The organism is Pseudomonas thivervalensis (assembly GCF_001269655.1).
Taxonomy (GTDB): Bacteria; Pseudomonadota; Gammaproteobacteria; order Pseudomonadales; family Pseudomonadaceae; genus Aquipseudomonas; species Aquipseudomonas thivervalensis.
This window is the reverse complement of record NZ_LHVE01000009.1, coordinates 545,825-560,054: the sequence shown is the minus strand read 5'-3', so window position 1 is coordinate 560,054 and position 14,230 is coordinate 545,825. Positions and strand designations below refer to the sequence as shown.

The following is a 14,230-nucleotide window of genomic DNA, read 5'->3' as shown; positions in this document are numbered from 1 at the left end:
GAAAAAGATGGGCTGCTGCGCGGGCGTGATGATTACAGGAACAAGGCGCGTCTTATTTAAATTTGATACATGCGGAACCTGTGGCGAGGGAGCTTGCTCCCGCTGGGCTGCGCAGCGGCCCCAAACCCGTCACCGCGGCCAGACAGGCAGATAGTGCTCAGCTTTTTAGGCTGCTGCGCAGCCAGCGGGAGCAAGCTCCCTCGCCACGGTATTCAGGTACCGCACACCATGTGCTTATCCCGCCACGACACCGGCCTGAGCGCCTCACTCACTGCATCCGCGCCGGAAACGCCTTGAGTTCCAGCTTTTCCATCACCAACCCGATGAAGGCCGAAACCGCCAGCGGTAACTGCCGCCGGCTCGGATAGAGCACATTCAAGCCGAAGCCGGTGCGTTGGTATTGCGGCAGCACACGCACCAGTCTTCCGGCTTCCAGGTCAAGGGCGCTCAGCGCTCCCGGCAGCACGGCAATGCCCAGGCCTGCGACGGTCGCCCTGCGCAGCGCTTGGGCGGTGTTGGCGTGGAAGCGGCTGGCGATCTGCACCTGCTCCTCGACGCCGTCCGGGCCGACGAGTCGCCAATGGGCCATGCCGCTGGGGTGGGCGAAGCTCACGGCGTCATGACGGGACAGGTCTTGCAACGAAGCCGGTGCACCGCGTGCGGCGATGTACGCGGGGCTGGCCACCATGCCGTCGCCGTCGTTCTTGAGCAGTTGGCGACCGACGTACCCCGAATCCTGCAACGGACCGCCACGAAAGGCCACATCGATGCGATCGGCAATCAGGTCGACTCGGGCGTCGCTGAGTACGAAATCGAGCTGCACCCGAGGATGTGCGGCTAAGAAGTCGGCCACCCATTCCATCGGGAAGAAATCGAAAAAATCCGCCATCGCCGCGATGCGCACCAGGCCGCTGGGCTCCTCGCTGCCCATCATCAGTGCCTGTCCGGCATCCATCAGACCGTCCACCGCATCCACGCAGCGCTCATAAAACCCCTGGCCCGCATGGGTCAGCGTGAGTTTGCGGGTCGAGCGCTGCAAAAGTCGCGACTCCAATTGCGCCTCCAACTGCTGAACCCGTCGGCTGACGGTGTTGGAAGGCATGCCCAGCCGCCTGGCCGCTTCAGCGAAGCTGCCACTGCGGACCACCTGAACGAACAGCGCAACATCGTTGAGATCGAGCATGGCGCCGATATTCCTTCGTTTTATGGATGAGTTCAATCCGATTGTATCGGCTTATCAATCTATTGGCAGGCACTTATCCTTCTCGCATCGAGGCCCAACGCCCATGACTTGGAGGCAACCCATGAACAGCATCGTCGCAGCGCCACCGCGCGCCATCGTCCATCGTACTTCGGGTAGCAGCCATGGGCCGATCACTCGACTCATGAGCCCCGGCGACCTGGGCCAGCTCTGCAAGCCGTTCGTGTTTCTCGATCGCTTTGTCGCCAAGGCGGATGCCATGCAAGGGGGCTTCGGCATGCACCCACATTCCGGGATCGCCACGCTGACCTACATGATCGAAGGCCAGGTGATCTACGAAGACACCACTGGCCAGTCCGGCACCCTGCCCAGCGGCGGCATGGAGTGGATGCAAGCCGGTAACGGCGTCTGGCACACCGCCCGGCCGATTGCAGGTTCGCCGATCCAAGGCTTCCAGCTCTGGATTGCACTGCCGGCGGCGGAAGAAAATGCCCCGGCCCACAGCCTCTACCTGGCGTCCTCGGAGATCCCCCGGGAAGGTCCGGCGCGGGTATTGCTCGGCCGATACGGCACAGCCCGCAGCAGTGTCGCGGCGCCAGCGGGGATGAACTATCTCGCCGTGCAGTTGCAAGACAACGAGCACTGGCGCTACACGCCACCGGCCGGGCACACGGTTGCCTGGCTGGCGGTCAACAGCGGCAGCCTCAGCGCCAACGGCAACGTCAACGCCGGGGAAATGGTGGTGTTCGAAGAATCCGGCGCGGCCATCGACATCGTTGCCCGGGGCGCGACCTCCTTCGTGCTGGGCTCGGCGGTCAAGCATCCCCACGACCTGGTGACGGGCTATTACTCCGTGCACACCAGCAAGGCTGCCCTGGAAAAAGGCGAGAAAGAGATCCAGCGCATCGGCGCCCTTTTGCAACAAGAGGGTCGGTTGGCCTGACCGACCCTCGATTCAATGCCTGTTCCTACCCGATCCCTTAGAGGTGAATCATGACTGACATCGGTCTCGATCTTCTGTTGTCCCGTACTCAAGTCGGCAAGTTGTCCCTGAAAAACCGCATGATCATGGCGCCGATGACCCGCAGCCGCGCAGGTGCAGGCGATGCCGCCACCCCCCTGATGGCCGAGTACTACAGCCAGCGCGCCAGCGCCGGCCTGATCCTCAGCGAAGGCTCCCAGGTCTCGGCCCAGGGCAAGGGTTACCTGAGAACGCCAGGAATCTTTACCCCTGAGCAAATCACCGGTTGGAAACAGGTGACCGACGCGGTCCATGCCGAGGGCGGGCAGATATTCTTGCAGCTCTGGCACGTGGGCCGTCTTTCCCATCCTCTGGTGCAAGTCAACGGCGCCCAACCCGTCGCCCCTTCGGCGATCAAGGCCGATGGCGAGATCTACACCCCCGAAGGCCTCAAGCCCTACGAACTGCCACGGGCGCTGGAACTCGATGAAATCTCCGGCGTGGTCGCCGACTTCCGCCAGGCGGCCGTCAACGCGAAGCTGGCCGGTTTCGACGGCGTGGAAATCCACGGCGCCAATGGCTACCTGATCGACCAATTCCTGCGTGACGGCACCAACCAACGCACTGATGCCTACGGTGGCTCGATCGAGAATCGCGCCCGTTTCCTCAAGGAAGTGGTCGAGTCGGTGATCGAAGTCTTCGGCGCTAGCCGTGTCGGCGTGCGCCTGTCGCCGATCTTCAGCTACTTCTCGATGAGCGACAGCAACCCGCAAGCAACATTCGACTACGCCGCCAGGATGCTCAGCCGCTATGGCCTGGCTTACCTGCACATCGTGGAATTGGGCGAAGGCCCGTTCGACTTCCTGGAACTCAAGCGTCGCTTCGGCGGGACGTACATTGCCAATGGCGGCTACAGCGCCGAACGCGCCGCCACTGCCATCAGCCGTGGTGAAGCCGACCTGGTGGCGTTCGGTACACCGTTCCTGGCGAACCCGGACCTGGTGGAACGGTTCAAACGGGGCCAGGCGCTGAACACCCCCGACGCGTCCACGTTCTACCAGGGCGACGAGCGCGGTTATACGGACTATCCGACCTTGGCTGAGGCTCAAGCAGGCCAGCAGGCTTAATACCTAGACCTGTGGGAGCGAGCCTGCTCGCGATGGGTGGCTCAGAATGCATCAAACTGTCAGGTGCTTTCCGGCACATCAACCTGCAGCGGCACCACCCGCCTCGGCGCCGGGCCTGGCGGGGTGGCTGTCGCGGCCTCGACCAGTGCTTCCACCGCTTGTTCGGCCATGGTCACGATGGGATGGGACAGCACCGCCTGGACCAGCCCCGTTTTCAACGCTTCGCGTGTCAACGGCGTCAAGTCGTGGCACACCACCACGGGCAGGCGAAGCTGCTGTTCCTGAAGGCTGCGCAAGGCCCGCAATACGCCGGCGATGCCGCCGCCGGCCACATAGAGCCCGGCCAGATCGGGCTCGGCCGTGAGCAAATCCAGCGTATTGCCATGCGCGAACTCATCGTCCTCCAGCGTCAGGCGCGACGCGAGCAGCTCCCATTCGCTGGAATGCTCGACCAGGTAACTGCGAAAACTCAGCTCACACAACTCCTGGCACTGGAAACGCTGGCTGCTGAGCATGACGGCCACAGCACCAGGGCGATTCGCCAGGCGGCTGACGAACCAGCCTGCCGTGCGGCCGGTGAGTCGATTGTCCAACCCGACATACCCCGTGCCACTGGCGCTGGACAGCTCCGACAGCAACGCCACCACCGAGACGCCCGTCTCGCGCAATTGCGCAACCGCCTCCCGGACCCGGGGATGATCCACCGCCACCACGCCCAGGCCGTCAACTTGATCGCGCAGGGCCAGGATGCGTTGCGCGACGATGACCGGATCGAGATCGTCCAGATAGCCGATGACCATGCGGATCCGTGCTCGCGAGCAGGTCGCGGCGGCGTTCGACAAGGCGTGGGCGAGCCCCTGGTAAAAGGGCACGCCGCTTTTCTGCAACAGGAAACCCAGCCGCAAGGTCGGGCGGTCGTTGAGCACCCGTTGTTCGATCACCCCCTTGGCATGAAACCCCAACCGCGCGGCAGCCGCGGCGATGCGTTGGGCAGTGTCGGCGCGCACATCGGCGCGCAGGTTCAGCACCCGGTCGACGGTGGACAGGCTGACCCCGGCTTCCCGGGCCACATCGGCCATGGTGGGACGCAGTTTACGGCGGCGCTGGTCTGACATGTTTTGACACCTCTACTCGGCATAATGAGGGGTTTTGACAGATTAAGCCATCGCCCCATGGCCCCCTCTCCGGCAACTCAATAGCATCAGGCCAAGCACATAAAAACAAACACAGCCGGAGTGCCCCATGACGATCCATATCTGCACCGCGCCTTGCTGCTGGGGCGTCGACGACGTCAAGAACCCTTTCCTGCCACCGTGGCGCCGGGTACTTGGCGAAGCGGCCGAGGCTGGCTATCGCGGCATCGAGCTGGGGCCGTACGGTTACCTGCCGCTGGACGGAACCCTGGTTCAGACCTTGTCTGAACAGGGTCTGCATGTCGTCGCCGGGACGGTCTTCGACGACCTCGTCACCCCCACCAACCTGCCCGAACTGCTGCGCCAGACCCACGACATCTGCACGTTGCTCAAACAGCTGCCGCCCATGGAGCGGCAAGCCGGCCAGCGGCATGCCGGGCCCTACTTGGTGATCATCGACTGGGGCCACGAGGCACGCGACTACGCAGCCGGTCATTCGGACCGCGCGCCGCGCCTGGACGATGCACGCTGGCAGGCAATGATGGCGCACATCCGCGCCATCGCCGACATCGCCTGGCATCAATACGGCATCCGCGCCGTGGTCCATCCCCACGCTGGCGGCCACATCGAGTTCGCCGATGAGCTGGCGCGCCTGGTGGACGACATTCCCCATGAAGTCGCCGGGCTTTGCCTGGACACCGGGCATCTGTACTACGCCGGCATGGACCCGGTCGCCTCGCTGCGCACCTACGCCCATCGCCTGGACTACCTGCACTTCAAAGACATCGACCCGGACGTGTTCGACCAGGTGCTGAACGAACACATCCGCTTCTTCGCCGCCTGCGCCCGGGGCGTGATGTGCCCCATCGGGCGTGGCGTCATCGACTACCTGGCGCTGCACAACCTCCTGCACGAATTGGGCTATGTCGGCTGCATCACCGTCGAACAGGAGCGCGACCCACGCAACGCCGGGAGCAGCCTCGACGACGTGGCCGCCAGCCGCGCCTACCTGGCCGGCATCGGTTTCTGATCACACAAGGACAACGACATGATCAACGGCAGCAAAACAATCACGCGGCCCATCCGCTGGGCCATGGTCGGTGGCGGCGAATACAGCCAGATCGGCTATATCCATCGCTCGGCCGCCCTGCGCGACCGGAACTTCGAATTGGTCGCCGCGGCGTTGGATATCGATCCCACCCGTGGCCGAGTCTTTGGCGAGCAACTGGGCATCGACCCCGAGCGCTGCTATCCGGACTACTTGAGCCTGTTCGAGCTTGAAGCGCAACGTCACGACGGGATTGAAGCGGTGTCGATCGCCACGCCCAACGGCACCCACTACGCCATTACCCATGCTGCCTTGGAAGCCGGGCTGCATGTGGTCTGCGAGAAGCCGCTGTGTTTTACCCTCGAACAGGCCGAGGCGCTGCGCACCCTGGCGCAATCCAAGGGGCGCATCGTGGGCTTGACCTATGGCTACGCCGGGCACCAGTTGATCGAACAGGCCCGGGCGATGATCGCGGCGCAGGCACTGGGCGAGATCCGCATGGTGCACATGCAGTTCGCCCATGGTTTTCACAGCGCGCCGGTGGAGGCCCAAAACCAGGCGACCCAGTGGCGCGTCGACCCGCGCCAGGCCGGACCCAGCTACGTGCTGGGGGATGTCGGTACGCACCCGTTGTATTTGTCCAAGGTGATGCTGCCCGACCTCAAGATCAAACGCCTGATGTGCAGCCGGCAAAGCTTCGTCGCCAGCCGCGCCCCGTTGGAAGACAACGCCTACACCTTGATGGAGTACGAAGGCGGCGCCATGGGCATGGTCTGGTCCAGCGCGGTGAATGCCGGTTCGATGCACGGGCAGAAGATCCGCGTGATCGGCGCCCGGGCCAGCCTGGAGTGGTGGGACGAGCGGCCCAACCAACTGAGCTTCGAGATCCAGGGCCAACCCGCGCAGATCCTGGAACGCGGCATGGGCTACCTGCACCCCGATGCGCTGCAGGACGACCGCATCGGTGGCGGTCACCCCGAAGGACTGTTCGAGGCCTGGTCCAATCTCTATCGCCGCTTCGCCCTGGCTATGAATGCAGCGGACCGTGGTGATGCTGAGGCGCTGGCCGCCCTGCGCTACCCCGACATCGATGCAGGGGTGGAGGGTGTGCGCTGGGTCGAGCGCTGTGTGGAATCAGCCAACCAGGATTCAACCTGGGTCATCTATTGACCCAATACCCGTCAGCCTGGAAAAAACATCTGTGGCGAGGGAGCTTGCTCCCGCTGGACCTGTAGGAGCTGGCGAAGCCTGCGATCTTTTGATCTTTTGATCTTTTGATCTTTTGATCTTTTGATCTTTCACTTGAGATTCAAGTGTCTGGGGAAAGATCGCAGCCTCGTTTCACTCGACAGCTCCTACACAGCTCCTACGCGCAGTCCAGCGGGAGCAAGCTCCCTCGCCACGGGCAATGAGTATTCCCCAATGGAGAACAACCATGAAAATCGCCCTCGACCCCTACATGCATCGTCACCTGAGTCTGCCGGACCTGTGCCGCAAGACCGCCGAGCTCGGCTACCAGTACCTGGAACTGTCGCCACGGGAAGACTTCTTGCCCTGGTGGGTCCGCCCCCGCGCCCACAAGGCACGCATCGCCGAGTTCAAGAAAGCCCTGCGCGACCACGACCTGCAACTGGCCTCGTTGCTGCCGATGTACCGCTGGGCCAGCCCCCATGAAGATGAACGCCGGGCGGCGGTGAGCTACTGGAAGGAGGCGATCCAGGTCGCCGTGGACATGGGTTGCACCACGATGAACTCTGAGTTCGGCCGTGGACCGTCGCCGGATCGTGGGCATACAGTCAGTTGCTGCGGTGGCGTGCACAGCCACGAGTCGAGCGAAGCGGCCTGGTGGCGCTCGATGGAAGAACTGGTGCCGATCCTGGAAAGCGAGGGGATTACGCTCAACGTCGAGCCTCACCCGGAAGACTGGTGCGAAACCCTGCACCCGGCCCTCGACATGCTCAAGACCCTCGGTTCGGACAACGTCAAGTTCCTGTACTGCACGCCACATACTTTCTACTTCGGCGACGATATGCAAGCCATGATCGCCGAGGCCGGGTCGATGATCGCCCATGTTCACATCGCCGACACCTACAACCACAAGGCTTCGTCCGGCCTGCGCTACATCGTCAACCCGCCCGGCGCCAAGGTCACCGTCCACCAGCACATGGACATGCACCAGGGCGAGATCGACTGGGACCTGTTCTTCAGCGAACTGGCCAAGACCGGCTTCGACGGCATCGTCACCGCGTGCGTGTTCGGCTGGGAGGAACGGGCCGATGAATCCGGGCGCTTCATGCGCAAGGAAATCCAGGCCTACGTCGACAAATACTTCAGGTAGACCGCGTCCATCACGGGAGCAATGGCACGATCCGCGGTTCGATCGCCTGCTCACTCACCTCAAGCAGCGCCAGCGTCACCGGCAACTTGAACCGTCGCCGGCCGGCGCTGCCCGGGTTGAGATAGAGCCGCTCGCCACGCCACTCGATCAGCGGTTTATGGGAATGGCCGGTGATCACCAGCCTCACCCCCGGGTCGAGTGGCGTCGGCACATCCGCGATGTCATGGACCAATAGGACCTGCCATCCCCCCAGGTCGAATTGCAGGCAATCGGCGAGGCGCCCTGCCCACTCGGCCTCCAGATCGTTGTTTCCACGCACCACCTGCAGCTCGCCGATGGAAGCCAAGGCGTCGAGGATTTCCGGGCCGCCGATATCACCGGCATGAATGATCCGCTCACAGCCTTGCAGCGCCGCAAGCGCTTCGGGGCGCAGCAGGCCGTGGGTGTCCGAAATCACGCCAACTTTCATGAAACCTTTCTCCTTCATCGTGTGTCGCCGGTTGTACCTGCCTCGTCGCAGTTAGCTAACGTGCTCAAATCGAATAGGATAGGCTGCGCCCTGAAAGGCGAAGACCCGTCGTGGAAAGGATATGTCAATGCTCGGACGCAAGCAGCCAGAGCCCAAGATCGAAAGCCCCGATGCAACATTCTCCCTGCAGGCTGTGCGGGCCGGAGCTGCGTTTCGGCTGACCGTGAGCTTCATGCTGGTGGTCGTCATCGCATTCCTGGCCGTCGAAGGCTGGCGGACCTGGCGTGACTACCGCGCCGCGTTTGCGTCTGCCCGGGACTCGGTGACGAACCTGGCACGGGCGACGGCCCAGCACGCCGAAGACACCATTCGACAAGTGGATGTGGTCACCGCTGCCCTCAGTGAACGGGTGGAGGGCGATGGCCTGCAGAACATGGACGTCCCGCGCATCCATAAGCTGTTGGTGCAGCAGGCTGCGATCATGCCGCAACTGCACGGGTTGTTTATCTACGGCCCGGACGGCCAGTGGCTGGTGACGGACAAGGAAGTCATCCCGGAAATGGCGAACAACGCCGACCGCGACTACTTCCAATACCACCGTACCCACGAGGATCGCGGCGTGCGCATCGGTGACGTCGTCAAGAGTCGATCCACCAACGACCTGATCATTCCCGTTTCCAGACGCTTGAACAACCCCGACGGCTCGTTCGCCGGCGTCCTGCTCGGAACGGTCAAGGTCAGCTATTTCGTCGATTACTACGGCGATTTCAAGATCGACGACAAGGGTGCGCTGGTCCTGGCGACACGCAGTGGAACGATTCTGGTGCGCCGGCCTTTCGTCGCCTCGGTGATTGGCAAGAGCCTGGTCAATAGCGTGATTTTCAGGAACTACTTGCCCACCTCGAACCAGGGCATCGCGGAGGCCAGGGCCGTCGTCGACGACACCGAGCGCCTGTACGGCTACCGGGCCCTGACCACCTACCCGTTGGTGGTGGAAGCCGGCTTGTCCCGCGAATCGATCATCGCGCCCTGGCGCCGCGACCTGTTCAAGACCGGTCTGGTGCTGGTTTTTCTGATCGCGATACTGGTGGGCTTCGGGCTTATCGTGTTGAGCCAGTTGCGCCACCGGATGACCATGGAGAAGCAGATCCGCAGCGCCCACCAGGCCATGCGCGACATGGCGCTGACCGACAGCCTGACCGGGCTGGGCAACCGCCGGCGGCTGGACATCGCCCTGGCCGATGAACTGCGCCTGGCCAGGCGCCAGGGTTCGTCCCTGGCCCTGATCATGCTTGACGTCGACTACTTCAAACGTTTCAACGACAGATACGGCCATGCCGCCGGCGACGATTGCCTGCGCGCGATTGCAACCGCCATCGGGCAGACCATCAAAAGGCCGGGCGACCTGGCGGTGCGCTATGGCGGCGAAGAGTTCACCGTGTTGCTGCCCAACACCGACAGCGCCGGTGCCGCCAAGGTCGCGCAACAAATCCTCGAAGCCGTCAGGGCGTTGAACATCGAACATGGCGATCATCCCCTGGGCATCGTGACCATCAGCGCGGGGGTTACCACCAGCCAGCCAAGCGGCGAGGACGTCACCCCGGCCATGCTGATCAAGGCTGCGGACGCCTTCTTGTACCTGGCGAAGAACACCGGGCGAAACCGCTGGTGCAGCGCCGGCACGACGGCTGGGTGAACCCCGCGCAAGCGCCGCGCATCGGTCAGGATCGTGCAAACCCAAGTCCACAGGTGCCGGCGAGGCGCCTGGCGGCTACAATGCGCGCTTCGACCGTGACCAGCCTGACTAAAAACAAATGTCCTTGCCCAAACATCATCTGGAATTGCTCAGCCCCGCCCGCGACGTGACCATCGCCCGCGAGGCCATCCTGCATGGCGCCGACGCCGTGTACATCGGTGGCCCGAGTTTCGGCGCGCGTCACAACGCCTGCAACGAGGTGGGCGATATCGCCCGGCTGGTGGAGTTCGCCCACCGCTACCACGCCCGTGTGTTCACGACCATCAACACCATCCTGCACGACAACGAGCTGGAGCCGGCCCGCCAGCTGATCCATCAGTTGTACGATGCCGGCGTCGACGCGTTGATCGTCCAGGACCTGGGGGTGATGGAGCTGGATATCCCGCCCATCGAGCTGCACGCCAGCACCCAGACCGACATCCGCACCCTGGCCCGGGCCAAGTTCCTCGACCAGGCCGGTTTCTCGCAACTGGTCCTGGCCCGTGAGCTGAACCTGCAGGAAATCCGCGCCATCGCCGACGAGACCGACGCGGCCATCGAGTTCTTCATCCACGGTGCGCTGTGCGTGGCCTTCTCCGGCCAGTGCAACATCTCCCACGCTCAGAACGGCCGCAGCGCCAACCGTGGCGACTGCTCCCAGGCCTGTCGCCTGCCCTACACCTTGAAGGACGACCAGGGTCGGGTGGTCGCCTATGAAAAACACCTGCTGTCGATGAAAGACAACAACCAGAGCGCCAACATCCGCGCCCTGGTCGAAGCGGGCGTGCGCTCGTTCAAGATCGAAGGGCGCTACAAGGACATGGGTTATGTGAAGAACATCACCGCCTATTACCGCCAGCGCCTGGACGATGTCCTCGAAGACCGCCCGGATCTGGCCCGCGCGTCCAGCGGCCGCACCGCGCACTTCTTCGTCCCCGACCCGGACAAGACCTTCCACCGGGGCAGCACCGACTATTTCGTCAGCGAGCGCAAGATCGACATCGGTGCCTTCGATTCGCCGACCTTCACCGGCGTGCCGGTGGGCGTGGTGGAAAAAGTCGGCAAGCGCGACCTGCAAGTGGTGACCTTCGATCCGTTGTCCAACGGCGACGGCCTCAACGTGCTGGTCAAGCGCGAAGTCGTCGGTTTCCGCGCCAACATCGCCGAGCCCAAGGGTGAATTCGAAGAGGACGGCCAGAAGCGCTACCGCTACCGCGTCGAGCCCAATGAGATGCCGGCCGGCCTGTACCAATTGCGCCCCAACCACCCGTTGAGCCGCAACCTGGACCACAACTGGCAGCAAGCGTTGCTCAAGACCTCCTCCGAGCGCCGCGTCGGCCTGGCCTGGGTTGCCCGCCTGCGTGAAGAACGCCTGGAGCTGACCGCTACCAGCGAAGAAGGCATCCGCGCCCGTGTTGTCCTGGACGGGCCATTCGGCCTGGCGAACAAGCCGGAACAGGCGCTGGAGCAACTGCACGACCTGCTCGGCCAACTGGGCACCACCGAATACCACGCCACCGCCATTGAGCTGGATGCGCCCCAGGCGTTCTTCATTCCCAACTCGCAGCTCAAGGCGTTGCGCCGCGAAGCCATCGAGGCCCTGACCGCCGCCCGCATCCAAGCCCACCCACGCGGTGGCCGCAAGGCCGAGACCAGCCCGCCCCCGGTGTACCCGGAGTCGCACCTGTCGTTCCTGGCCAACGTCTACAACCAGAAGGCCCGGGACTTCTACCATCGCCACGGGGTCAAGCTGATCGACGCGGCCTTCGAGGCCCACGAGGAAACCGGTGAAGTGCCGGTGATGATCACCAAGCACTGCCTGCGCTTCTCGTTCAACCTCTGCCCCAAGCAGGCCAAGGGCGTCACCGGCGTGCGCACCAAGGTCGCGCCGATGCAGTTGATCCACGGCGATGAAGTGCTGACGCTTAAGTTCGACTGCAAACCCTGCGAGATGCATGTGGTCGGCAAGATCAAGGGCCACATCCTCGACCTGCCATTGCCCGGCAGCACGGCACAGCCCGTGGTCGGTCATATCAGCCCTGAAGACCTGCTCAAGACGATCCCGCGCGCACCGCATTAAACCCCTCTCCACCCACTTCCCCTGTGGAAGTGGGTGTTCACAAAACTTGTACCCGCCACAGATCCCCCTGTGGGAGCGAGTGTTTGATGGCCCTCCGCCATTTTTTCATTTCTGCGCCGTTTTTGCTTCGCTGTGCGACAGATTCCCCCGCAAGGCTCCCCTGCCCCTCGTTCGCCTGTTAGGTTGTAAGCGTTTGTGTCAAAAAATCGGCACTTCTCTCCCAACCGCCTGCAAAGGAATGCCCAGCAATGGACTTCTCGCTCAAACACTTGGCCGTAGCCACCCTGCTGCTGTCCAGCCTCGCCACAGTGACCACGCCAGCCTTCGCCAACATCACCGCCCAACAGGGTTCAGCCATCGTCAAAACCTTCGCCGGAACATCGGTCACGGATTTCAGGCAGTTCCTCGCCGAGGTCGCCAGGAACGACCTGGCCAAAACCGCCAACCTCGGCCCCGCCATCAGCGCCTTCCAAGGCAACAAGACCCTGTCGGCTGAACAACAGAACGAAATCCATCGCCTGCTGGGCCTTTATGCCCGGGTGAAATACGGCGAAGCCGCCACCGAGACGCTGAAGGAATTGGTCGCCATCCCGACCTATCGCAAGGACGGCGTTGCCCAGCACGAGAACCCGGAATTCCTCAAGATCGCCGCCAAGATCAAGAGCCTCGCCGAATCCTTCAACCTGAACTTCCGCAACATCGACAACCGTGTCTATGAGATTTCACTCGACGGCAGCGGCGACGAAGTCGTCGGTATCCACGCCCATGCCGACGTGGTCCCGGTCACGCCGGAAAACTGGGTATTGAAAGACGGCACCCGCCTCGACCCGTTCAAGGTCACCCTGGTGGGCGACCGCATGTATGGCCGGGGCACCGAGGACGACAAGAACGGTATCGTCGTGGCGCTCTACGCCATGAAGATCATCAAGGAAGAGAAGCTGCCGCTGGCGCGCAACTTCAAGCTGCTGGTCGACACCACCGAAGAAACCACCGGCGACGCCATTCCCTACTATTTCGAACGCAACCCGACGCCCAATTACAACCTGGCGCTGGATGGCGGCTACCCCGTGGTGATTGCCGAGAAAGGCTACGGCACGGTCATGGCCAACTTCCCTCGCCGCGCGGCACAGGGCAAGGGCGCAGAAATAACAGCGCTCACCGGCGGCATGGCGACCAACCAGATTCCGTCGACTTCGGTGGCGACCTTTGCAACCGACAAGCCCACAGAACTGGCCGCCCACTTGCTCAAGGCCGGTACAGCCTATGCCAAGGCCAATGGCGGCGACTTTGAGGTCAAAGGCGAGGTGGCCGATAGCACGGTCAAGCTGACCTTCACTGGCGTTTCGGCCCACTCCTCCGAGCCCGAATCAGGCGTCAACCCCGTCGCCAGGCTGCTGGTGTTCATCAACGGCCTCGACGGCAAGGTCGCGCTCAAGCACAACCACATCACCGATGCCGCCCGCTACGCCGCCGACAACTGGGGCCTGGACTATCTGGGCAACAAACTGGGGGTTGGCTTCTCCGATGCGTTCATGGGCCCGCTGACTGCATCCCTGACCTACGTCGGCATGGATGAGAAGACCTTCAAGCTGGCGGTCAACCTGCGGGTGCCGGTGGGCAAGACCACCGAGGCCCTCAAGACTGAGATTGCCGACAAGCTGGCCGCCTGGAGCAAGAAGTCCCACGTCGCGGTGGCTTTTGATTATTCCGTTGATGCACCGATGTACCGCAACCCGGAAGGTGAATGGGTCAAGGCGCTGCTGGCCGTCGCCACGGAGAACCTGGGCATGGAACACAAATACGGCACCTCCGCCGGCGCCACCTCGGTCCATGACCTGCCCAACGGCGTGCAATTCGGCCTGGCGATGCCCGACGTCAAGTACACCGGGCACAACGACAACGAGTTCAAGACCATGGAGCAGTTCCTGTTGGACTTGCAGATCGTGACCGAGATGATGGGGCGGATCGGGCAGTTGCCGAAGCTCTGATCGACCCCGCGCGGGACGGTTATCAAGGCCTGTTGGTGTGGCGAGGGAGCTTGCTCCCGCTCGGTTGCGCAGCGGCCGCACGTTTTTTGGGACTGCTGCGCAGTCCAGCGGGAGCAAGCTCCCTCGCCACAGGTTCACCCTTATCCCTTC

Annotated in this window: 11 protein-coding genes; 8 read left to right on the top strand and 3 right to left on the bottom strand. The window is 63.1% G+C overall.

Features of this window, described 5'->3' with window-relative positions:
* Window positions 1-268 precede the first annotated feature (268 nt).
* Complete coding sequence (locus AD659_RS14600; protein ID WP_053122375.1) at window positions 269-1,183, bottom strand: LysR family transcriptional regulator; 915 nt, start codon at window positions 1,181-1,183, stop codon at window positions 269-271.
* Window positions 1,184-1,304: 121 nt separating this feature from the next.
* Here AD659_RS14600 and AD659_RS14595 point away from each other — a divergent pair, with 121 nt between their 5' ends.
* Complete coding sequence (locus tag AD659_RS14595) at window positions 1,305-2,144, top strand: pirin family protein (RefSeq protein WP_053122373.1); 840 nt, start codon at window positions 1,305-1,307, stop codon at window positions 2,142-2,144.
* Window positions 2,145-2,194: 50 nt separating this feature from the next.
* Window positions 2,195-3,289, top strand: coding sequence for an alkene reductase (locus tag AD659_RS14590; RefSeq protein ID WP_053122370.1), 1,095 nt, complete (start codon window positions 2,195-2,197; stop codon window positions 3,287-3,289).
* 59 nt (window positions 3,290-3,348) lie between these two features.
* On the opposite strand, the gene AD659_RS14585 is transcribed toward AD659_RS14590, so the two are convergent.
* A complete protein-coding gene (locus AD659_RS14585) occupies window positions 3,349-4,404 on the bottom strand; it encodes a LacI family DNA-binding transcriptional regulator (RefSeq protein ID WP_053122368.1) in 1,056 nt (351 codons plus the stop codon).
* A 127-nt stretch (window positions 4,405-4,531) separates the two neighbouring features.
* On the opposite strand from AD659_RS14585, the gene AD659_RS14580 reads away from it, so the two are divergent.
* The 3 genes from AD659_RS14580 to AD659_RS14570 all read left to right on the top strand — a co-directional run bounded on the left by AD659_RS14580 (window position 4,532) and on the right by AD659_RS14570 (window position 7,808).
* On the top strand, window positions 4,532-5,452 hold the full coding sequence (locus AD659_RS14580) for a TIM barrel protein (RefSeq protein ID WP_053122366.1): 921 nt from the start codon (window positions 4,532-4,534) through the stop codon (window positions 5,450-5,452).
* Between the two features lie 18 nt (window positions 5,453-5,470).
* Window positions 5,471-6,640: a Gfo/Idh/MocA family protein gene (locus AD659_RS14575; RefSeq protein WP_053122364.1), complete on the top strand. Its 1,170-nt coding sequence runs from the start codon at window positions 5,471-5,473 to the stop codon at window positions 6,638-6,640.
* 265 nt (window positions 6,641-6,905) lie between these two features.
* A complete protein-coding gene (locus AD659_RS14570; protein ID WP_053122362.1) occupies window positions 6,906-7,808 on the top strand; it encodes a sugar phosphate isomerase/epimerase family protein in 903 nt (300 codons plus the stop codon).
* Between the two features lie 10 nt (window positions 7,809-7,818).
* Here AD659_RS14570 and AD659_RS14565 read toward each other — a convergent pair whose 3' ends face one another.
* Window positions 7,819-8,277 (bottom strand): metallophosphoesterase family protein, encoded by a 459-nt coding sequence (locus AD659_RS14565; protein WP_053122359.1) that lies wholly within the window; start codon window positions 8,275-8,277, stop codon window positions 7,819-7,821.
* A gap of 127 nt (window positions 8,278-8,404) precedes the next feature.
* On the opposite strand from AD659_RS14565, the gene AD659_RS14560 reads away from it, so the two are divergent.
* The 3 genes from AD659_RS14560 (at window position 8,405) to AD659_RS14550 (ending at window position 14,080) form a co-directional block, all read left to right on the top strand.
* On the top strand, window positions 8,405-9,973 hold the full coding sequence (locus AD659_RS14560; protein WP_053122357.1) for a sensor domain-containing diguanylate cyclase: 1,569 nt from the start codon (window positions 8,405-8,407) through the stop codon (window positions 9,971-9,973).
* A 118-nt stretch (window positions 9,974-10,091) separates the two neighbouring features.
* Entirely contained in the window at window positions 10,092-12,092 is a 2,001-nt protein-coding gene (locus AD659_RS14555; protein WP_053122355.1) for a peptidase U32 family protein, read from the top strand.
* A 248-nt stretch (window positions 12,093-12,340) separates the two neighbouring features.
* Entirely contained in the window at window positions 12,341-14,080 is a 1,740-nt protein-coding gene (locus tag AD659_RS14550) for a dipeptidase (RefSeq protein WP_053122354.1), read from the top strand.
* The last annotated feature ends 150 nt before the right edge of the window (window positions 14,081-14,230 follow it).

Coding starts and splice junctions, on each gene's coding strand:
- AD659_RS14590 (WP_053122370.1), top strand. CDS start 2,195: ATGACTGACATCGGTCTCGATCTTCTGTTGTCCCGTACTCAAGTCGGC.
- AD659_RS14570 (WP_053122362.1), top strand. CDS start 6,906: ATGAAAATCGCCCTCGACCCCTACATGCATCGTCACCTGAGTCTGCCG.
- AD659_RS14600 (WP_053122375.1), bottom strand. CDS start 1,183: ATGCTCGATCTCAACGATGTTGCGCTGTTCGTTCAGGTGGTCCGCAGT.
- AD659_RS14595 (WP_053122373.1), top strand. CDS start 1,305: ATGAACAGCATCGTCGCAGCGCCACCGCGCGCCATCGTCCATCGTACT.
- AD659_RS14585 (WP_053122368.1), bottom strand. CDS start 4,404: ATGTCAGACCAGCGCCGCCGTAAACTGCGTCCCACCATGGCCGATGTG.
- AD659_RS14555 (WP_053122355.1), top strand. CDS start 10,092: ATGTCCTTGCCCAAACATCATCTGGAATTGCTCAGCCCCGCCCGCGAC.
- AD659_RS14575 (WP_053122364.1), top strand. CDS start 5,471: ATGATCAACGGCAGCAAAACAATCACGCGGCCCATCCGCTGGGCCATG.
- AD659_RS14565 (WP_053122359.1), bottom strand. CDS start 8,277: ATGAAAGTTGGCGTGATTTCGGACACCCACGGCCTGCTGCGCCCCGAA.
- AD659_RS14580 (WP_053122366.1), top strand. CDS start 4,532: ATGACGATCCATATCTGCACCGCGCCTTGCTGCTGGGGCGTCGACGAC.
- AD659_RS14560 (WP_053122357.1), top strand. CDS start 8,405: ATGCTCGGACGCAAGCAGCCAGAGCCCAAGATCGAAAGCCCCGATGCA.
- AD659_RS14550 (WP_053122354.1), top strand. CDS start 12,341: ATGGACTTCTCGCTCAAACACTTGGCCGTAGCCACCCTGCTGCTGTCC.